Origin of the sequence: Formosa sediminum (genome assembly GCF_007197735.1) — a bacterium.
In the GTDB taxonomy this organism is placed as follows: Bacteria; Bacteroidota; Bacteroidia; order Flavobacteriales; family Flavobacteriaceae; genus Formosa; species Formosa sediminum.
The window spans coordinates 2,162,098-2,184,017 of sequence record NZ_CP041637.1 but is presented as its reverse complement, the minus strand read 5'-3'; the positions used below and the strand labels follow the sequence as shown (position 1 = coordinate 2,184,017).

Below are 21,920 nucleotides of genomic sequence, written 5' to 3'. Positions count from 1 at the left end.
ATTTTTAAACCAGACTTGTGCAATATAAAATCTTAACTGTTTTAAGGATTTCATTTTTGATCGAAAAAAGATATCGACCTACTGTAAATCTTGTTATTACATAGCTTTTAAAGTTTAAATTAACATTATTTAATAAGTCCTCAGATGTAAGTAAAAGCTATATTCTTAAGTAGAGAAAAATAAATTTGATTAGGCAATATATAATTGTTTTCATACCATAATCTTTTGATGAGAAAATTCCAATAGCGCCTTTAAAACCTGATAATTAATATTATTTTCATCAACATATTTTGTATTGACATGAAATAAGCATGGTCAACTAGTTAATATCGAAACTATACAATCTTAACTTAAAAAAAAATCCCTTCAAAATATGAAGGGGTTCTTCTTTAAAAAGATAAAAAAATTATTTTTTTGAAGCTTCTATAGACATCTTTCTAAAATCTTTCATTAGTTTGGTCATTTCAAGTGTAGCTTTACGAGCACGTGTTCCTGCTGCCTTATTTCCACTTTCTAACAATGCACCAGCATCACTGTGAAACGCTTCATATTGAGCGTTGATTTATTTTAATAGTTCTTTCTTAAATTTGAGGTTTAATATATATCGCTAAATTAATATTTTATATTTACGTTAATGAGTCGTTTAATGTAAAATTAAACAATCCGTAGTTGAACAGACTTAACTATAGGCTGTTTTAATATACATTCTTCTTGCCGATTCAAAACATTCTTTAAGCGCCCAATATCCTTACTTATTTTCTTTTCAACAACTCTAGCGTATTTTTGTGTGGTCGACAATTTAGTATGTCCCAATAATTTCGAAACTGTTTCCAAGGGCACATCATTTAATAATGTTATGGTTGTGGCAAATGTATGCCTCGCTACATGAAAGGTTAAATATTTATATATTCCTGCCGATTTTGCAATATCCTTAAGATGTGCATTAACTTTTTGGTTGGATAAAATAGGAAGTAAACAATAATTATTACTCTCACAGGGATAGGATTTATAGCATTCTAATATTTCCAATGCTTGAGATAACAATGGCACTCTAACAGGTGTTTTTGTTTTTTGACGTTTAACATTTATCCATAATACTCCATCAATCCCCTCTACAATATCACTACGATTTAGCTTTTGAACTTCTATATAAGACAAACCTGTGTAACAAGCGAACACAAAAAAATCTCTTGTCTGTTTCAAACTTGGAGAAGACAAAACAACGCTTTTTAATTTTATTATTTCTTTGACTTCAAGAAATTCACTGTCATAATCTTCATATTTCAGACCATATAAATTAAATGGATTGTTTCTATAACATCCAAACTTCATCGCAATATTGATGAGTTTCTGGAAACGTTCCATATGCTTCATAATCCCATTATTACTCAAGGATTGAGATGCACGAAGAGGTTTGCAAGTCCGAAGAAAATCCTCAAACTCGATGATAAAAGAGTAATCAATGCAATGTAAATGAATATCTGAAACACTATGCTTTTGTTGTAAAAAACGCTTCAAATACTTTTCCGTAGCCACATAGTTTTTTAAAGTGCCTTGTTGCAGTTTTTTAGATTCTACAGTTTTATGATAATTTAAAACATCTTCAAGTGTTTCTAATGTTTTGTCTTTGCCTAAATAACGTAATTTTATCTTTTTTGCCGTTACAGGTATGCCTTCAGAAGAAAGTTGTCTGTGACATTCTAATAAATCTGAATACACTTCATCGAGGTAAAAATTAATATTCTTAGATTCTTTTAACCTAGATTTTACCCTAAAAGATTTATTATACCAATTAGAGGCTAAGGTAGAACGCTGGATACTAATATCAGCTCCAACACCATTTACTAAAATACGGGCATAAATAGGAATTTGACCATTACTTTTAATGGATCTTTTTTTCAGCCAGAAGTCAATCCGAAAGTTTTTTATATTTCTTAAAAGTGAAATTATTATTTAATTCGTCTTCAATATTTTGCTCCTCTAGTAATTCTAACTTTCGCTTTTTAAAATATTTCCAAAATTTGATTTTGAATTAAAGATACTTGTTAAAATCTCCATTGCTTCAGCTTGAAAGGATAACTTATTTAAAGTCGTTAAATCGTAATATTTAAAGACATCTGAAAAAAGATATGAATAATATAGGTAAAACCTAGGGTTTTTATTGATGAAATCTATAGATGTAATTTCTTCTCCAAAAGGAATTTTTTCGCAATATTTTTTAATCTTTCTCTGCTTTCAACAAAAATTATTTCTCTCATAACTAATTTACTTAAAATCAGGTAAAATAGGATTCAAATCATCCCATTCTGAATAATTTAAAGACTTTTGCTTATTAAATAAATCAACATTTATATTAATTGATTCGAGATTTTTTATGCTTGAAAGTAGATCATTTTCTTGTACATATAAATCGGATTTTAGTATAAGATTTTGATTTTCATCAGGATATTTTTTATACTTAATAGTAACATCCCAAATAATGCGATTGTAGCTAAAATGCCATTTATTATCATTTTTTTTGGTATAACTAATGTGATTCTTTAATTGATTGGTTACGAAAGTTCCTTTATATATACCCATTTCTCTATTATATCCTTTTTTTGTTTCATCTTTTTTATGGGTGGTCCATTCAATTTCAGAGATAGCATATGATGATTTTTCAATTGTCAGGACACCTTCAAAAGGAGAGTCATCCCAGTACTTTTGTTTTGTTTTAAATGCTATTTTTAAAAATACTGCATTATTCCATTTGATTGATTTTAGAAAAGTGAAATCAAAATATTCTGGAGATGTAATAAATCCAAATTTTGGCGAAAAATCAAGAAGCGAGGATGGAGGTATATCCATATTTATATTGACTAATTCGTTTTTTGTCAGTTTAATAGTGTTTAAATAAACGTTCTTCTTTTCGTTTGAGAGATAAGAAGGACAGAATATTGAAATTTGAGAATTTCCTAAAAATAAGTAATCTCCATTTTGAACAATTTGCTTGCGAAAAATGGCATTAATAATACTTGAATTTACAGGGTAATTATTTTCCAAATTTACAAGTACATTTTTTAATATGTCTGATACATAATTGGGTGTAGTTATTTCAATTTCTGAAATCTCAATAATTGATTGCTTTAATTTGATTTTAGCATCTCCCACACCTTTATAAAATAGAGTATCTAGAGTTTGGTAACCCATCATTGAAAAACGAATTGTGTCTGTAGTGCTTACATTATTAAGCTTAAATTGTCCTTTGGAATTAGTTATTGTTCCTCTATTTGAGTTTAAAACAGCTATATTAACACTCTCTAGTTTAATACTGTCAGATGATATTGTGCCAGTAATTTCAAATTGAGCATATAATATTGGATGAATAGAAAAAAATAGGATTATGAAATAAATTGATTTCATTTTTAAAAGATTAAAAAATATTATATAGTAAGGTCATGTGAAATATCTTAAAAAGTTCTGCACTAACTTGCTTTAAATAATCATTGAGTAATCTAGATTCCTCATTCAAGCCTTTTATACGGCTTTTGTTCGAATCCCAATAACGAGATATTTACTTTTCGTTTTAAGGAAAGTTCTGCGCATTTACCATTACCTGTAATATGAGCGTAAAGAGACGCTTTTCCGTTTTTGGTCATAGATTGCTTTAACTAAAGCAGAATACTGAAAGTTTGTGTGGTTTTCATACACTTTTGTTTTAAAAATTGAACATTAAAAACAAAAGTCAAATCAAAAATCTCGGTTACCTTTTTTGACGTTTTTTATATTGGTAACCGAATAAGTCACATTTTTAATTAAATCAATTCAATTAATATGAATGGACATAAACGTCAAAACCTTGGTAATCTGAAGATTACCAAGGTTTTGACACTAATTGTACTTTAAAATAGTCGGGGTGGCAGGATTCGAACCTGCGACCTCCGCGTCCCAAACGCGGCGCGATAACCGGGCTACGCTACACCCCGAAGTGTATGTTTATCTTTAAATTCCCGATATTTACATTTAAAGACTTCTGCGGAGAGACAGGGACTCGAACCCTGGCGACAGTTACCCGTCGACAGATTAGCAATCTGCTCCATTACCACTCTGGCACCTCTCCTAAAAACAATGAACTTTCATTATTTTTGCGGTTGCAAATTTAAGCTTTGTTATTAAATATCCAACCTTTTTTTTGTCTTTTTTTTAAAAATTATTCTGGATACTCAATTCTTAAATGGTAAATGTTTGCTAACTTGAGCTTTAGCACTTTTTTTATAGATTGAATATCTTTAAAGGTAATATTAGAATTTAAAAATTGTCCCTCTTCCATCTGCTTATTTATAATAGATTCTACAAAAGCATCAATTTTTGTAGATGTAGGTTCTTTTAAACTTTTAGAAGCCGCTTCAACGCTATCACACATCATTAAAATTGCTGTTTCTTTACTAAATGGTTTCGGTCCTAAATATCTAAAATCATCTATCTCAACATCATCGGGTTGCGATTTTTTTTCCATCATATAAAAATAATAAACCACACTTGTACCGTGATGTGTACGTATAAAATCAATAACCCGATCGGGTAAATTATTTTTCTTTCCAATTTCAATACCGTTTAACACGTGGTCTACAATAATTTTAGCACTTTCTTTTGGCGCCAATTCATCATGAGGGTTAATTCCTGTAGATTGGTTTTCTGTAAAGTAGGTTGGATTTTTCATTTTACCAATATCATGATATAGTGCACCAACACGCATGAGCATACTATTGGCACCAATTTCATTTGCACAAGCTTCGGCTAAATTGGCTACATTTAAAGAATGGTGAAAAGTTCCTGGTGCTTTTTCTGCTAACTCTTTTAATAATTTACTATTTGTATCAGTAAGTTCTAATAGAGATACATCAGATACTAATCCAAACATTTTTTCGTAAACGTAAATTAATGGCTGTACAAACAGTGTTGCCAATCCACATAAAATAAACATTAAAAACGTTTCCCACTTTAGGTTGTCTACGCTACCTTCATGAATGACGAAAAACGCAAAATAGGCTACAATATAAATTAGAGTAATTTGGCCAATAGATATAAATAAATTGGCTCGTTTATAGAGCTCGGAAACCGTTAATATGGTTACAATACCCGCAATAATTTGCAAAAACATATACTCGTAACTATTCGGCACTATAGATCCTAAAAGCAACATTGTAACCACATGAGTAAACAATCCTAGTCTCGAATCAAAAAAAGCTTTTAACACCAATGGCAGCATACAAATCGGTACCACATAAATGTAATGGGCATTATAGTTTACAACCATAGACGTTATAAACACCATAAATAACACATTAAAAAATATAAAGGTTACTTTATTATTATTAGCAAAAACATCGCGTCTGTATTTTCTTAAAAACAGCAATAGCATTAACAGAGCAAGCGATACTAAAAGCGTATAGGCAAACACTATCCAATTGTAATTAGAGGCGCTCCACACCTGAGATTCGTATTCCGATTCTAAAGATTTTAAAATCTGAAATTTATCTCCCTCTACAACTTCTCCCTTAGAAATTAAAAGGGTTTCTTTTTCTACACTCCCTCGAGTATACGAAATTTTACTTAAAGCCTCTTCTAGAGCTCGTTCTGTAAACTCTTTATTATAGGTTAAATTTGGCTGTATTACATCATAAAAGAGAGCTAAAAACAGTCGCTCATAACGTTTCAAATCATGATCTGTAACTGTTTTTATAAGCAAGGGTTTTATATTCTCTTGCTTTACGAGATTTGAGTATTCAGCATTAACTTTTTCAACTCGATTATCTAAAAGGATTACAGTGGTATTGCCATTAAAACTATAATCTTCGTGTAATACACCAAAATTATAGAACTGATTTAAAATTTTAGTCCCTTCTCGATATAAGGCTTTTGCATCTCGAGCAGGTATGGTATCGGGTATGGTTAAATTAAACGTGTTTTTATAATCTTTAAAGACTTGTTCTTTAATACCACTATCAATATCAAAATAGCGAATCGCATTTGTGGTAATGATTCGCTTTTCTTCAGATATTTCTTCAGGACTCTTTTTTATTGCAAAATTAAAAGGGGCATATAAATTTTCCGATTGCCATGGTTTACCTTTCTCAAAGTCGTATTTAAACCGTCCGCTTTTTGGAAATAAATACACGATTAAAAAAGTCGTGCATATAAAAAGCAATACTTTATATAACAAGGTATGATTCCTGTATAAGGTATTTACAAAGTCTTTCATGTAAGTCATTAAGGTATATCAAATGTAATAAATTAAAGCGTTTTAACAGGTTTCTAAAGCAGGAATCCTTCCTATTTCCTATTAATTTCATTAATTTCGCAACAATTAAACCTAAAAACATTGTTTATGAGTAAAGAAGTTGTCATCGTTTCCGCTGCTAGAACTCCTATAGGACGTTTTTTAGGTACACTTTCTACAATTCCTGCTCCAGAATTAGGGGCTGTAGCTATAAAAGGCGCCCTACAAAAAATTAATTTAGCTCATAATCTTGTTGATGAAGTTTTTATGGGGCAAGTGGTACAAGCTGGAACCGGTCAAGCACCTGCTAAGCAAGCTGCGATTTATGCAGGAATTCCTAATACTGTGCCTTGCACCACTGTAAATAAAGTGTGTGCTTCAGGCATGAAAGCCTTGACACTTGCTGCTCAATCTATTGCCTTAGGTGATGCTGATGTGGTTGTTGCTGGAGGTATGGAAAATATGAGTCTTATTCCTCATTATGTATATTCAAGAACAGGCACAAAATTTGGTCCTCTAACTGTTTTAGACGGTCTACAAAAAGACGGTTTAATAGATGCATATAATGCGAATACGATGGGGGCTTGTGCAGATGTTTGTGCTGCTAAATACAACCTTTCTCGTGAAGATCAAGATGCGTATGCCATACAATCCTATACCCGATCTGCAGCAGCATGGGCTGCCGGAAAATTTAATAACGAGGTTGTTCCTGTAGAGATACCGCAACGTCATGGTACACCTCTCATTATTGATAAGGACGAAGAATTTACAAATGTAAAAATTGATAAAATTCCAACTTTACGTCCTGTATTTTCTAAAGATGGCACTGTAACTGCTGCAAATGCATCCACTATAAACGATGGTGCAGGCGCAGTTATTATGATGAGTAAAGACAAAGCCGACACCTTAGGATTACATCCCTTAGCGAGAATTAGAAGTTATGCAGATGCATCACAAGCCCCTGAATGGTTTACCACCTCTCCTGCTAAGGCTTTACAGAAAACGTTGAATAAAGCAGACTTAAAACTTGAAGATATAGATTATTTTGAATTGAATGAAGCTTTTGCTGTCGTGGCTTTAGCCAACATGAAACTCTTAGGTTTAACGGCTACTAATATAAATGTAAACGGAGGTGCCATATCACTAGGGCATCCACTAGGGTGTTCTGGTGTCCGTATTGTAATCTCACTCTTAAATATTCTAGAACAAAATCAAGCTAAAATTGGTGCTGCTGCAATTTGTAATGGCGGTGGTGGTGCTTCGGCAATGATTTTAGAACGACTTTAAATGTCAATATTATTTTTTAAAAACTCATTAAATTCTATATTTAGACCAAAATCCAATAGTTAATTAATGCAATACGGCGTTTGTAATTTAAGCATTGTACCTTTAAGAATAGAACCTTCTGATGCTTCCGAGCTTGTGTCTCAGGTACTTTATGGCGAACATTTTAAAGTGTTAGAACAACGAAAAAACTGGTGTAGAATAAGATTAGCTTTCGATGCTTATGAAGGCTGGATTGATACCAAACAATATGTAGAAATCCCTGAAGCGATTTATAATAGACTGGATTCTGAATCACCTAAAATTGCGACCGATTTGGTTGAATTTGTTAACGATGCCAATAATCAGCTTTATCCTATACCTTTAGGCGCAACATTGAATAGTTTAGACGTGCTTCATCACACACACGATGGCACCACTTCTGAAGCTGTTTTACCCAAATCTAATCTTATACATACGGCTTTTATGTATTTAAATGCACCATATTTATGGGGCGGTAAAACACCTTTTGGTATAGATTGTTCGGGCTTAACGCAAATGGTATATAAATTAAATGGCTACAAAATTTTCAGAGACGCTTCTGAACAAGCTACCCAAGGTGAAGCCCTTAGTTTTATTGAAGAAAGTGAAGCCGGAGATCTTGCATTTTTTGATAATAATGAAGGCAAAATTGTTCACGTAGGCCTTATTATGAATGACAATTATATTATACATGCTCATGGTAAAGTACGCATAGACAGACTAGATCATTCTGGAATTTATAATGTAGATAGAAATATGCACACCCATAAACTTCGAGTTATAAAAAAAATTATATAAAAGTAAACTCAGTATTACATTTTATTACAACTATATTTTTATTATAGTTTTTAAGTATCTTTAAATGCTAATAATTAATAATACTCATATGAAACTAACCACAAAAACGCTAGTTGTAATGTTTGCTATCTGCTTATGTAGCATACAATATATTATAGCTCAACGCAACATAAAAACAAGGCCTATTAATAAAACCGCTGCTGTAAGCTGGGTAAAACTCGGGACTACACATGCAAAACACACCGGAGACCACGACAAAATTAATATCCCTGGCCCATTTGATTCTTATAGAAAAATTAAATTTAAAGTCAAAGACGCTCCAGTAAACATGCACCGTTTAGTGGTAAATTATGAAACTGGTACTGCACAAAAGGTAGAAACGCGTTTTACCATTCCTAAAAATGGTGAAAGTCGCATTATTGATCTAATTGGAGGCAAGCGTAAATTAAGAAGTATAGAATTTTGGTACGATACTAAAGGAATCCTAAATGGTACTGCAGATGTCACACTTTACGGTCTAAAATAAACATTACAAGCACCTATAAAAAAAAGCTAGTAAATAATTTTACTAGCTTTTCTTTATATTTAGAAAGATAAAAACTCTTTTGGTAATGCATTAAAACCCAAATCATTTACGGCTTCTTCAACAAATCTCACTTCAATCATTTCGGAGACCGATACGATAAATTGTTTTGGAAAAACAACATCCGTAAACTCTACAGATTCTACGCCTTCCAATGCCATTATAGCCTGTTTTATTTTAATTAAATCCTTGTGTTCTGAAGCATTTGTTGTAAAAGTTCGAGGGTTATTCTCTGGTATTACATTATCTAATAAGACTTCCATTATTTAATTTTTTAATTAATTAGGTGATTAAAACAGACACAAATAAACATTAAAATTTTTAAACAATAGCACATTAACCATAGATTTTGTTTATACTAAATATTGAATTATTCTTATTAAAGAAATACGGATGTTATTATAAAACAAATATTTATCCTTTTTTAACCTAGTATTTTATCATTTTCGCCACAGCTCAACATTTGATCTCCATAATACGGATTTAAAATATCTTCAGATAAACTCAACCAATATCCACCTCTATTTTTGTTAGCCATAGGGCAATATTGCACATACACTTGAACCGAAATTCCAAAAGTTTCAATTAGCTGTTTTAAATCTAAGCTTAATACAGAAAATTGTGAACGCAATTCCGACAAGGCTTTAACATTTTGAATATCAACCATATCATTTTTCATTTGATGAGATAATGTTAACCACGTCTCCTGCATTTTTGGATGAGCAGACAGAGCCGTAGCCTCTATAGCTTGTAATTGCTCCCAAAGCTGTTTTGCCTGTTTAGTTGCCAATTCCAAATCGCTTGCCACCAATTTATCTTTTAAATTAATATAGGAATATAGGAAGGTTTCCAGTTCTTTTTGAAAAGCTATAGGAACAGCATCAAAAGATTGCACCGTATGTATTTTGGTATCAATAACAGTTATTGAATCGGATTTTAAATCCATCTGCTTATTCATCATAGACGGCTTTCCTTGTAATTGTGCGGCTGCATCTACAGTAAATGTACCATGTGTGACTACAACATCGCCACGATGCAATCCGTTTAGCACGTCGTAATTTTCGCCTACTTTTGCTCCTAGTTCTATTTCGCGCATTTCAAAAACAGGTGTATCGTTGCGCATTTTTAAATACACTACCGACCGTTTACCTGTCCATAGCACTGCCGATGCAGGAATACTTAACAGTTCCGAAGGTTCCTGTTGTGCTCTAGAAATAATTCCAGAGACAAACATGCCTGGTTTAAATTTTTGATCAGTATTATTCAAAACCACGCGTACTGCTACCGTTCTTGTGTTGGCATTTAAAATAGGATCTATAAATGCAATTTTAGACGTATGCGTTTGGTTAGGATATGCTTTTGTAGCTATTGTTACGTCCTGCCCAACCGACACATCGCGAAGCTGATTTTCGTAAGCATCAAATTCAGCCCAAACCGTCTTTAAATTGGCCACTTTAAAAATTGCATTGCCATCCATTATGTGGTCGCCTTCTTTTACTGTAATTTCAGAGACTGTTCCAGAGACATGCGCATAGATATTAAACGGATTAATAACCCTACCCGAATGCTCAATCTCTTGCAATTGCGTGTCGTGAATCATCCAATTTTTAAACTTCTTTCGTACAGCGAGATATAAATCGGGTTGCGAAGCCCGTAGCTTATAAGCCGTGATTAATTCCTGTTGTGCACTAATTAAGGCTGGAGAATATATTTTTGCCACTAACTGGCCTTTTGTAATATGTTGACCTACAGAAGTGACATAAAGTTTTTCTATACGCCCATTAAAATGGGCAGGTTGCACAAACACCTCATCTTCATTTACAGCTATAGTTCCAGACAATTGTAACTGAGCAGCACCCGACCAGGTCTCACCAACTGTAGTCGTTTCAATATTTGCCAAAGCAGCGGCATGTGCTGTTAATTGAAACTGCTGTGGTGAGATACGATCGCTCTCCAGCTGTAGAGGAATAAGTGACATGCCACATATTGGGCAATCTCCAGGCTCGGTTCTTACAATTTGTGGATGCATGGCACAGGTCCATTGTTGTTCTGCACCTAGTAAATGATCCTGATTATGCTCGTGAGATACTTCAGAATCTGTAGCCGACGACTGGCTAAAGAACAAATATCCAAGGCCAATACCCACGACCAAAGCTAAACCGAGATATAAAAAATTCTTAGTCATTTTGTTGCTGTTCAAGACGTTTAATCATAAGCTTCATAGTTTCAATCTCTTTGCGTTGTGTTTCAATTATATCTTCAGCCAATTGTTTCACTTCTGGGTCTTGAATATCTGCACGTTCACTAGTTAAAATAGCAATAGAATGATGCGGAATCATTGCTCTTAACCACAGTAAATCTCCAACTAATGGTTTTTGCATTCTTACCAAAGTTAATGCCGTCATAAAAAGCACGATGCTCCCTATAATTATAGCACTGTTCTTAGCCTTGTTCTTATACATGTTTAGCATAAACAACAACATAATTATAGCCATTGTAGAAATGCCTAAACACGTCATGTAAAACCGTGTTAAACTAAAGTATACATGCGCTATCGCATATGTATTTAAGTACATGGTAACATACATGCAAATAAAGGATGCTCCAAGCATTAAAAAAAAGCGTGAATATGTATTCTCTTTAAAATATGTCTTTAACTGTTCCATAATTTTTTAATTTTAATTTATGTTGGTCGTTCGTAAACGTAATGCATTTGCAATTACAGAAACTGAACTAAAACTCATTGCTAAAGCGGCAATCATTGGTGATAATAATAGCCCAAAAATGGGATATAAAATACCTGCAGCAATGGGCACCCCAACGCTATTATATACTAAAGCAAAGAAAAGGTTTTGTTTAATATTTTTCATGACAGCCGTACTTAAATGACGTGCTTTTAAAATACCATGTAAATCCCCTTTTACTAATGTAATTTCTGCACTTTCTATAGCCACGTCTGTTCCAGTACCCATAGCAATACCCACATTACTTTTTGCTAACGCAGGCGCATCATTAACACCATCGCCCGCCATAGCTACAATGTTACCTTCAGCCTGCAACCGTTCTACTTCCGCTAATTTATCTTGCGGCAACATACTACCTTTATAATGGGCTAATCCTAATTCTTCGGCTACAGCGCGGGCAGTATCTTCATTGTCTCCAGTTAACATTAAAACGTCTATTCCAGAATCTTGTAAGGTTTTAAGCGTTTGTTTACTCGTAAATTTTATTTTATCTGTAATTATAACACAGCCCACCGCAGCACCATTCACTGCTAAATAAGATACTGTTTTTCCTTGTTTTTGGGCTTTTGTTACCGTAGTTTCTAACGCTGTAGGAACCGTAGCATTTGTAGTCTCCATAAGTTTAGCATTCCCTAAAGCCATAAATGTATTATCTATTATACCCGTAACACCTTGTCCAGATATGGCGTTAAAATCGGTTACAGGACGTAGAGTTACAGATTTTGATTGGGCATAAGCTAGGGTCGCTTCGGCAAGGGGGTGTTCACTATGTGTGTTTAAAGAGGCTATATATTGCAATATGGTCGTCTCATCTAAAGATTCAGAAACGCTCTGAACCGCTTCTACCGATGGTTTCCCTTCTGTAATAGTTCCGGTTTTATCAATAATTAATGTATTTACGGCATGTAAACGCTGCAAGGCTTCTGCATTTTTAATTAGCACACCCTGTTGGGCACCTTTTCCAATTCCTACCATAACAGACATGGGTGTTGCTAACCCTAACGCACAGGGACAAGCTATAATGAGGACAGCAATGGCATTTACAAACGCATAGGCATACCTTGGCTCTGGCCCGAATACAGCCCATAATATAAAAGTTAGCACTGCAATACCGACCACTACTGGCACAAAATACCCAGATATTTTATCGGCTAATTTCTGAATAGGAGCTTGACTACGGCTGGCAGTATTTACCAGTTCTATAATTTGAGATAATAAGGTATCGTTACCCACCTTTTCTGCACGCATTAAAAAGGATTGTTTACCGTTTATTGTTCCGGCACTTACCGCATCGCCTTGCTGTTTTGTTACAGGAACAGGTTCGCCAGTAATCATAGATTCGTCTACGGTACTTACCCCCTCTTGAACATGTCCATCTACCGGAATTTTACCGCCTGGCTTCACACGTAATAGATCACCTTCTTGTATAATGTCTATTGCAACAACCTCATCTTTTCCATCTACTACACGTGTGGCCTCGTTTGGTGCTAGATTTAATAAGGCCTTTATGGCATCATTGGTTTTACTGTGTGCCCGAGCTTCTAAGACTTGCCCCATTAATACCAAGGTAAGTATTACTGTAGCAGCTTCAAAATACACATGTACCGTACCTGAATCTGTTTTAAACTGAGTGGGAATTACTGCTGGAAATAACAACCCAAACACACTAAATAACCAGGCAATACCCGCACCTATACCAATAAGTGTAAACATATTGAGGTGTCCTGTTTTTACACTTCTAAAAGCCCGCTCAAAAAACATCCACGTGGCATAAAACACCACCGGAATCGATAAGGCAAACTGTACCCAATTCCACATTTTTAGTGGTAGAATTTGGTATAACGGATTATTAGGAAGCATATCAGACATTGTAATTATAAAAATTGGAATGGTAAATACAGTGGCTATTTTTAATTTGTTAACCAGAGTATTATACGTGTGTTCTTCTGCCGACGGTTCGGGTGCCATAGGGACTAAATCCATCCCGCATATGGGACAATCTCCAGGTGTATCGTGCACCACTTCTGGATGCATCGGGCAAGTATATTGGGTTTTAGTGGGAGATGCTGTTTGTTCCTTTACCAAATCCATCCCGCACACTGGGCAGTCTCCAGGTGTATCATACGTTTTATCTCCTTCACAATGCATAGGACAATAATATGTACCTGCACCAGTAGCTTTAGCTTTTTTTGTTGGCAATTTAGCCTTGGGTGTACCTAACGGATGCAAGGTATAGGTATCGCCATCGGCTTTTAAGGCATGTTGAAACGTTTCTATAGGTATTGGATTTTCAGCAGTAATAGTTGCTTCAGATGTTTCTAAATCTACTGCTGCGTGTTTAACCCCTTCAACTTGATTTAAAATCGTTTCTACATGAGCTCGACAACCGTTACACGTCATCCCATGTACCTGATACGTTGTAGTCTGTGTTTTAGCATGCGCTGTAGTTGAAGCACAATAGGACGTTGCATCTCCATCTGTTTCCATTTCGTTTGTAGGCGTGCGTGGCGATTGGTCTATACCATAACGTCCGCCATCGGCTTCTAAAGCTTGTTGAAATGTTTCTAAGGGGATATGCGTTTTCATTGTAAGTATCGCTTCAGCGCGTTCTAAATTCACTTCGGCTTTAGTCACGCCTTCCACATTAGACAATATAGTCTCCACATGGCCACGACAGCCATTACAGGTCATTCCAGATATGTTATATATATGTTTCATTCTCTTTATATTAGACTACAAAATTACCATTTAATCACCAACTCCTATTGCATTATTATGGACAATACTTATATAATTTTGTCAATGGTTTTACGGTCCCAATCTTCTAAAGCCTTATAATCGCTCATAGACATTCCGGTTACGGATTTAAACTGATTTGCCAAATGACTGCTACTGGTATACCCCAAACTATCTGCGATTTCCGAAAATTGTAACTGCCCAAGTTGCAAGTACTCTTTCACTTTTTCAATTTTTAACTGAATAACATATTTCTCTATGGTAATGCCCATACGCTTGCTAAATAGTTTACTTAATACCGAATATGTTTTAGGTATGGACTGAGTTAACATGTCGGAAGTTTTCAAGTGCAAAGGTGTTTTTGCTTCTAAATTTTTAATGAGTAGCGTTTTAATCTGTTCAATAAGTACATCATCTTCATCAGCAATCAACTCAAATCCCAAGGCATTAAGCCTTTCATCTAGCAACGCATATGTATTAGGGTTTATCTGCTCCACATACACCTGCCCTAAATGTACAGCATGCACAGGCACATGAAGTGCTTCCAACACCTGTTTTACAGAGGTTTTACAGCGGTCGCATACCATATTTTTAATGTAAAGCTGTTGCATCATAGTCTTTATTGTCTTACTAAATTACCAATCGTAGCTGCCCACGCTTCTTAATATTAGAAACGCTTGTTTTATAACTTTAAGGTCTCTTGCACCAAGCCGCAACGTAACATTTTATCGCCATAATACGGATTGTTAATTTGCTGTTCTACCGCAAACCAGTTAGCTCCGCCATTTAAAGCCATCGGGCAATGTTGTTCGTACACTTCTCCTGCTGATAAATTTGCGACTAGTACTGGTTTTAAGGTTGTGGTTAAGGCTGAAAACTGCTCGCGTTGTTGGGCTATATCGTTAGCGGCAGCTATTGCTGTGGCTAAGGACTTAATGCTATCATTAGCTGTGGTACTTGCCAGACCTTCGGCTGCCTTTTTAGCTGCCGCAGCATCTGTTTGTACCAATGCATCTTTTAATTGTAAATACTGTGTAAATGTTTCTGCAACAGTTGCATCCTTAAATTCTGGAGAAGCTTGTACCGTTGCTGTTGCACTTTCTGCTGCATGTGTTTCGGTTTTCTTGGGGTCTTGTTTACAAGAAGCTGCTGTTAGTAATACGATTCCTAATACGGTTGTACTGATAATTTGTTTTACGTGTGTCATAATTTAAATACTTAAGTTCTATTGTTTATTGTGTAATATAATTAATTATAGTTTGGTTTTGATAATAGGAGGTGATGGCCTCAATACGTTTAATGTCATATTGCAACTGCAACTCCTGAATATCTAAAACATCATTAAAATCTATGCCTCCTGTTTCATAACTTTTTATTAGTATATCTTGCGCATATTTGGCTTGTTCTAAATTTTTAGTTTGTGTATTAAAACTAATTTTAGCCGCAGTTCTATTTTTTTCTGCAGTGTCTAACAAAGCAATCAGTTTATTTTTTCGTTCTACTTTTTGAGTACGATAGGCTTCTTTTTGAATTTTATTTTGAACACTTTTAGATTTGTATTTTGATTGAAATATAGGAATAGACACCGACAACATGGGCATTAAAACGTCCTTTCCATTATCGACAACATACTCTTGCCGTTTTTCTATCGCAATATAATCTACTCCAAAACCAATGCTTGGCGCTCGAGATTTCGCTATCAATTGGTCGGAGTGTTCTACAGATTCATACAACTTATCATACTGTAATAATTCGGGATGCAAATTCGTAATTTCTACCTCATCTAAATGCTCTTGGTCTGGAATTTTTAAATCTGAAGTGACTGTAATGTCTATTGTTTTCTGGCGATTTAAATCCATATTAAGCGCTGTTTGCAAGGCTAAATATTCTTGTTTTAAAATGGCTAGCCGTTCTAAAATATCGTTTGCTCGCATTTCCAATTTTAGCACATCTACTGCTGTAGCTTGCCCCACTTCTACACGAGTTAACGCCAGTGTTTTATACTGGTTTAAAATGTCGTTTTGAGCCAACATAACGTGTTGGGTTTCTTGATTAGCCCATAATTTATAGTATTTCTGAGAAATAGACATCACCAATTGACGTTGGGCAATTGCAAGCTGTTCATATTCTGCATCTGCGAGTGCCGTTGCATAATTCTCACGTGCTGTAATTGCTCCAAACCATGGCAACATCTGGTTGACCGAGACTTTAAACTTTTGAGGTCCTGTTCGTGTTTCAGGTTCGCTTACAAAATATCCCAATCCAAATTCTGTATCTGGCAAAGCGTTAGCTTCATTTACGCGTTCTGAAGCTATTTGGTATTGCAAATCGGCGGTATTAATTCCTGGATTATCTTCTAACCCCAACTGAATTAACGTTTGTAAATCTTGGGCGACAAGCTTTGGAATACACCCTATAAAACACCCCAAAACAATACTGCATGCAACCTTATATTTTATAGTTGTTTTCATCTGTTTAGTGTTCATGATTTTTGTTTTTCTTCCATAGTAATTCTTGTTTCCAGCTGTATAATACAGGTACAATAAAATAAGAGGTTATATCTATGAGCATCCCTCCAAATGCAGGAATAGACATCGGTATCATAATATCACTACCGCGTCCTGTTGCCGTTAATACTGGTAACAACGCTAAAATTGTTGTGGCTGTTGTCATTAAACACGGACGAATACGTTTGTCTGCTGCCTGAATTGCTGCCCGACGAATACTTTGTATGTTTTGAGGCTTCTCTTTTTTAAATGTCTGAGTTAGATACGTTGCCATAACCACACCGTCGTCTGTAGCAATACCAAACAATGCAATAAAGCCTACCCAAACGGCTACACTTAAATTGATGGGATGCATCTGAAATACTGTCCGCAAATGTTCGCCAAACACACTAAAGTTTAAAAACCAGTCCTGCCCATAGAACCACATCATAATAAAGCCTCCTGCAAAGGCTACTGCTATACCAGTAAACACCATGAGAGTGGTGGACACAGATTTAAATTGAAAGTAAAGAATCAGAAAAATTATAGCTAAGGCCAATGGCACCACTATACGTAACGTCTTCTCGGCACGCAATTGATTTTCATAAGTTCCTGTAAACTGATAGGTAATGCCTTTAGGGACCACCAACTCTCCTTTATCAATTTTATCTTGTATAAGGTCCTGTGCAGTTTCTACCACATTAACTTCGGCATAGCCATCTAATTTATCAAACAGAACATAGCCTACTAAAAACGTATCTTCACTTTTTATAACTTGCGGACCTTGTTCATAGCGGATTGTAGCCAATTCACTTAATGGTATAGGGTTACCTTGTGCAACAGGAATATAAATGGAATTTAAATCGTCTGGGGTAGCTCGTAACTCTCGCGGATAACGCACCCGAACCCCATAACGTTCACGACCTTCTATAGTTTGAGTAAGCACCATACCGCCAACAGCTACTTTAAGTTCATCTTGAACCGTAGCTAGAGATAGGCCATAACGCGCCAATTGCTCACGATTAATATCAATTAAAATATAGGGTTTCCCAACTATACGGTCGGCAAAAACAGCATCTGCTTTTACACCTTCAGCTGTTTTTAAGATGGGTTCTAGCAGTTTACCAAAGGCTTCAATTTGTTCTAAATCCTGCCCTTTAATTTTTATCCCCATAGGTGCACGCATACCTGTTTGCAACATCACCAATCGGGTTTCTATAGGTTGTAATTTAGGTGCAGAAGTGACTCCTGGAAGGTTGGTTTTTGAAATGATAGCCGCCCAAATATCGTCAGCCGATTTAATTTCTGGTCGCCAGTTTCTATAAAACGCACCAGCTTCATCAGCGATTAGTTGTTGCGCTTCAACCTTAAGTTCTGTAGACAATAATACGCCAGATGCAACCGCTTCGTTTCCCGCAGTTGTATTTACATTTTTTATAAACCGGCCATCTTTCATTACAAAATAACCCTTGGCATTCACCCGATAGCGCTGCCGTTCTCCAGCTTCATTCAATACATACTCGGGTTTGTATTGTATAATATTTTCATACATGGATAGAGGCGCTGGGTCTAAAGCCGATTCGGTTCGTCCTGCTTTCCCAACTACCGTTTCTACTTCCGGAATACTTGCTACAGCCATATCTAAGTGTTGCAGCACCCGTTTATTTTCGGTCACTCCGGCATGTGGCATCGAGGTGGGCATGAGTAAAAAGGTCCCCTCGTTTAAAGCAGGCATAAATTCTTTACCTGTATTTTTCATTATAATAAATCCAAACACCACCAGCGTGGTTGGGAAGATTAAAAACAGGAGTTTATATTGCAATGCCCAGTGTAATAGCTGGGTATAATACCGTCTAAACAACCAGAATACACCAAGTAATCCAAAACAAATTACAGCCACAAAAATTAGGTTGGTAAATATACTTTTACTCACACCTAACGGTCTCCAATACTCGGCCAACATAAAAACAATGGTAATGGCAACACTCACATTCTTAATGGTAAGTATACGTGTATCAGACCATTTAAATTTTAGTTTTAAAAGAGCTACAATACCAAAAACCACCAGTAATAATCCCACCATAAACCCACAAAACACAGCCCACACACCCAAGCCCATTAGCAGACTATTTAAGACTGCTGTAAACTCTGTTTTAAGCTTTCGTTTTCGGAATAAAAATGCTGCAAATGGCGGAATCAAAAACAGGGCAACCCCTACAGCGGCTAGTAAGGCCATGGTTTTGGTAAATGCTAAAGGTCTAAACAATTTGCCTTCTGCTCCCAACATAGTAAATACTGGTAAAAAACTTATTATTGTTGTGGCTACTGCAGTAAGAATGGCTCCAGAGATTTCTGTAGAGGCCTGATACACCACATCGTTTATGGGTTTATTGTCATGGTTGTCATCAAGATGTCTGATAATATTTTCAGTCAAAATCACTCCAACATCAACCATAGTCCCAATAGCAATAGCAATTCCAGATAAGGCTACAATGTTAGCACTTACATTTACATATTTCATGGCTATAAATACCATTAATACGGCTACAGGAAGCAAGCCTGAAATGAGGAGCGATGCTCTTAAATTAAACACCATAACCACAACCACCAATATGGTAATGAGCACCTCTAAGGTGAGAGCTTCGTCTAAGGTATGCAAGGTTTCTTTAATTAAAACAGAGCGGTCGTAAAACGGAACTATAGTAAGTTGAGACACCGTACCATCTGCCAATACTTTAGAAGGCAAGCCCTTATGTAGTTCTGCAATTTTTGCTTTTACATTGGTGATTACCTCCATGGGGTTAGCGCCATATCTGGCTACAACCACACCCCCAACGACTTCTGCGCCTTCTTTATCTAAAATGCCGCGTCGCGCTTCTGGTCCTAAAACAACTTGAGCAATATCTTTTATACGAATGGATGTAAAGGCTTGTGCCGCCACTACAGTCTGCTCTAAGTCTGCTATAGATTTTACATACCCCAACCCTCTTACTAAATATTCAGCCCGGTTAATTTCAATAGTTTGCGCCCCTATATCTTGATTGGTACCTTTAATAGCTTTAACCACTTGCTGTAAGGTAATGCCGTACTGTTTCATCAGTTCAGGATTCACATCTACCTGATATTCCTGCACATACCCACCTATAGATGCCACTTCGGAAACACCACTTGCCGAAGATAAACCGTATTTCACAAAATAGTCTTGTGTACTTCGTAACTCTTGAAGGTTCCAACCCCCAGTAACATTACCATCCTTGTCACGACCTTCTAAGGTATACCAAAACAACTGTCCCAATCCCGTGGCATCAGGACCTAAGGCAGGGTTTACTTCTGCAGGTAATATCCCGTTAGGTAAGGCATTTAATTTTTCTAAAATGCGACTCCTACTCCAATAAAACTCTACATCTTCCTCAAAAATGATGTAAATACTAGACACGCCAAACATAGACGAACTTCGTATGGTTTTCACGCCCGGAATCCCCAATAAAGTTGTAGTGAGTGGGTAAGTAATTTGGTCTTCAATATCTTGAGGCGAACGCCCCTCCCAAGTCGTGTAAACAATTTGTTGATTTTCTCCTATATCTGGAATGGCATCTACAGCTACCGGATCACTAGGCAATAGGCCTGTATCCCAGCCAAATGGCGAATGCACGACGCCCCATCCTATTAACAGAACAAGTAATAGTACGGCGACAAACTTATGTGCAATTAAAAATTTTATGCTTCTATTCAGCATGATTCATTTATAAACAATTAAACATAGGTAATGGAATTGCATACCGCAATTCTGCTAAAACACAAGGTTTAAGCACTGTTTAGGGTGTAATGAATCAAATTAAGAAGGTCTCGTAACAGACTTGATAATCGGAGACGAGTGTGGGCGGACTATACTCCTGAAACGGAATATGAGCCTTGGGTAAAGTTTCGAATATTAAATTTTGGTATACATATACAAACGTAGTAACAAATATCTGATGGTCTAAAGATAAGGCATTAACACCTAAATTTAATTCATCTTGACCGCTAACCACTACCTTCTGGTCTGTACAACATCCAGATGTGGTTATTGAGGTTTTCAAAGGCGTTTCGACCATAACTTCCATGCCGCAAGTAGCCGCATCTGTATTAACCGCCACATCTACTAAGGTATCGCCACAATAATGCATATCTACACTAAAAGATAAGGTAGACAATAAGACCACAAAGGCCATAAAAAGTGCTGTAATGTTGCGAAAAAATGTTTGCATACGTTTACAAAATTAGGCATTTTAATTTAAACACGATTTAAGAACTTAAATTTTTACAGTATGGGTTCAATTTTAACAGCGTTTTATATCATATAAAAACGGTATATTAAGTCACAATTACAGTACGCAGTTCTATATGGCGCTTCTATTTATACTTCTTTTGGCTATCCCTACCTTTTTCATCTGCAAATGGTGCTTAAAAAAGTTAGATATCGGGACACCTAAAAACCGCAATTATATCGCCTTATGTCCTACTTTTATTTTAAGTCCGTTGTGTTATATCGTAATCATATTAATTTGGATAGGGTCGTCTTCCTACTACGCTAAACACGAGTTTAGCAAATTGCAATGGAACACCCATCCCGAAACACGGTATACAATGACTCAAGACATCATCGAAAGTGAAATGTTTATCGGAAAAACCAAAGCGGAAATTGCAGACGTACTGGGTTCAGATTATTATGTGTATAACGAGAACCACATATCTTATACGCTTGGTGTTCTACCGGGTCTCTTCAATATAGACCCACAAGTGCTAGATCTATATTTTAAGCAGGGTAAAGTTGTTCGTGTATCTCAACACGAAAGTTAAAATTCAGTGCCATTTATCCCTTATTACAAAATAAAAGGGGCGTTTAACACGTTTTGGCTTCTCAATTTTGGACTCAATACTAAGTTCAACCTCATTCAATACAGTTCTAATCCATCAATCAAAATTTGTTACCATATCAAGCAAATATTTACCCTGCATGGCCCCTTTAA

Annotated in this window: 18 protein-coding genes and 2 tRNA genes; 4 read left to right on the top strand and 16 right to left on the bottom strand. The window is 35.7% G+C overall.

Features of this window, described 5'->3' with window-relative positions; genetic code table 11:
* Nucleotides 1–406: 406 nt before the first annotated feature.
* The 7 genes from FNB79_RS09555 to FNB79_RS09530 form a co-directional block, all read right to left on the bottom strand.
* On the bottom strand, nt 407–562 hold the full coding sequence (locus FNB79_RS09555; protein WP_143382603.1) for a histone H1: 156 nt from the start codon (nt 560–562) through the stop codon (nt 407–409).
* A gap of 92 nt (nt 563–654) precedes the next feature.
* Nucleotides 655–1,902 (bottom strand): site-specific integrase, encoded by a 1,248-nt coding sequence (locus tag FNB79_RS09550; protein WP_262711369.1) that lies wholly within the window; start codon nt 1,900–1,902, stop codon nt 655–657.
* A 363-nt stretch (nt 1,903–2,265) separates the two neighbouring features.
* Complete coding sequence (locus FNB79_RS09545) at nt 2,266–3,402, bottom strand: carboxypeptidase-like regulatory domain-containing protein (RefSeq protein ID WP_143381096.1); 1,137 nt, start codon at nt 3,400–3,402, stop codon at nt 2,266–2,268.
* A 101-nt stretch (nt 3,403–3,503) separates the two neighbouring features.
* Entirely contained in the window at nt 3,504–3,638 is a 135-nt protein-coding gene (locus tag FNB79_RS17505; protein ID WP_394345098.1) for a hypothetical protein, read from the bottom strand.
* A gap of 252 nt (nt 3,639–3,890) precedes the next feature.
* A tRNA-Pro gene (locus tag FNB79_RS09540) sits at nt 3,891–3,965 on the bottom strand.
* 50 nt (nt 3,966–4,015) lie between these two features.
* Nucleotides 4,016–4,099 (bottom strand) — tRNA-Ser (locus FNB79_RS09535).
* Between the two features lie 90 nt (nt 4,100–4,189).
* Nucleotides 4,190–6,241: an HD family phosphohydrolase gene (locus tag FNB79_RS09530; RefSeq protein ID WP_143381095.1), complete on the bottom strand. Its 2,052-nt coding sequence runs from the start codon at nt 6,239–6,241 to the stop codon at nt 4,190–4,192.
* 126 nt (nt 6,242–6,367) lie between these two features.
* On the opposite strand from FNB79_RS09530, the gene FNB79_RS09525 reads away from it, so the two are divergent.
* From FNB79_RS09525 to FNB79_RS09515, 3 genes are all read left to right on the top strand, one after another.
* Nucleotides 6,368–7,546 (top strand): acetyl-CoA C-acyltransferase, encoded by a 1,179-nt coding sequence (locus FNB79_RS09525; RefSeq protein WP_143381094.1) that lies wholly within the window; start codon nt 6,368–6,370, stop codon nt 7,544–7,546.
* A gap of 66 nt (nt 7,547–7,612) precedes the next feature.
* The gene (locus tag FNB79_RS09520; RefSeq protein ID WP_143381093.1) at nt 7,613–8,362 is read left to right on the top strand and encodes a C40 family peptidase; all 750 of its coding nucleotides are present in this window, start codon (nt 7,613–7,615) and stop codon (nt 8,360–8,362) included.
* Between the two features lie 88 nt (nt 8,363–8,450).
* Nucleotides 8,451–8,888: a hypothetical protein gene (locus FNB79_RS09515; protein ID WP_143381092.1), complete on the top strand. Its 438-nt coding sequence runs from the start codon at nt 8,451–8,453 to the stop codon at nt 8,886–8,888.
* Between the two features lie 59 nt (nt 8,889–8,947).
* Here FNB79_RS09515 and FNB79_RS09510 read toward each other — a convergent pair whose 3' ends face one another.
* The 9 genes from FNB79_RS09510 to FNB79_RS09470 all read right to left on the bottom strand — a co-directional run bounded on the left by FNB79_RS09510 (nt 8,948) and on the right by FNB79_RS09470 (nt 21,158).
* Nucleotides 8,948–9,208 carry a heavy-metal-associated domain-containing protein gene (locus FNB79_RS09510; protein ID WP_143381091.1) on the bottom strand — a complete coding sequence of 87 codons (261 nt, stop codon included), beginning with the start codon at nt 9,206–9,208 and terminating at the stop codon, nt 8,948–8,950.
* A 161-nt stretch (nt 9,209–9,369) separates the two neighbouring features.
* Nucleotides 9,370–11,130, bottom strand: coding sequence for an efflux RND transporter periplasmic adaptor subunit (locus tag FNB79_RS09505; RefSeq protein WP_143381090.1), 1,761 nt, complete (start codon nt 11,128–11,130; stop codon nt 9,370–9,372).
* Complete coding sequence (locus FNB79_RS09500) at nt 11,123–11,611, bottom strand: DUF305 domain-containing protein (RefSeq protein WP_143381089.1); 489 nt, start codon at nt 11,609–11,611, stop codon at nt 11,123–11,125. The genes FNB79_RS09505 and FNB79_RS09500 overlap by 8 nt, the downstream gene beginning before the upstream one ends.
* 12 nt (nt 11,612–11,623) lie before the next feature.
* Entirely contained in the window at nt 11,624–14,407 is a 2,784-nt protein-coding gene (locus tag FNB79_RS09495; RefSeq protein ID WP_143381088.1) for a heavy metal translocating P-type ATPase, read from the bottom strand.
* 68 nt (nt 14,408–14,475) lie between these two features.
* Nucleotides 14,476–15,039, bottom strand: a complete 564-nt coding sequence (locus FNB79_RS09490) for a helix-turn-helix domain-containing protein (protein ID WP_143381087.1) — start codon at nt 15,037–15,039, stop codon at nt 14,476–14,478.
* 68 nt (nt 15,040–15,107) lie between these two features.
* Complete coding sequence (locus FNB79_RS09485; protein WP_143381086.1) at nt 15,108–15,632, bottom strand: DUF3347 domain-containing protein; 525 nt, start codon at nt 15,630–15,632, stop codon at nt 15,108–15,110.
* 25 nt (nt 15,633–15,657) lie between these two features.
* Complete coding sequence (locus FNB79_RS09480) at nt 15,658–16,911, bottom strand: TolC family protein (protein WP_246073256.1); 1,254 nt, start codon at nt 16,909–16,911, stop codon at nt 15,658–15,660.
* On the bottom strand, nt 16,901–20,647 hold the full coding sequence (locus FNB79_RS09475; protein ID WP_143381085.1) for an efflux RND transporter permease subunit: 3,747 nt from the start codon (nt 20,645–20,647) through the stop codon (nt 16,901–16,903). The genes FNB79_RS09480 and FNB79_RS09475 overlap by 11 nt, the downstream gene beginning before the upstream one ends.
* 94 nt (nt 20,648–20,741) lie before the next feature.
* Nucleotides 20,742–21,158 carry an HYC_CC_PP family protein gene (locus FNB79_RS09470; protein ID WP_143381084.1) on the bottom strand — a complete coding sequence of 139 codons (417 nt, stop codon included), beginning with the start codon at nt 21,156–21,158 and terminating at the stop codon, nt 20,742–20,744.
* 136 nt (nt 21,159–21,294) lie between these two features.
* Here FNB79_RS09470 and FNB79_RS09465 point away from each other — a divergent pair, with 136 nt between their 5' ends.
* Nucleotides 21,295–21,750 carry a hypothetical protein gene (locus FNB79_RS09465; RefSeq protein ID WP_143381083.1) on the top strand — a complete coding sequence of 152 codons (456 nt, stop codon included), beginning with the start codon at nt 21,295–21,297 and terminating at the stop codon, nt 21,748–21,750.
* Nucleotides 21,751–21,920 lie beyond the last annotated feature (170 nt).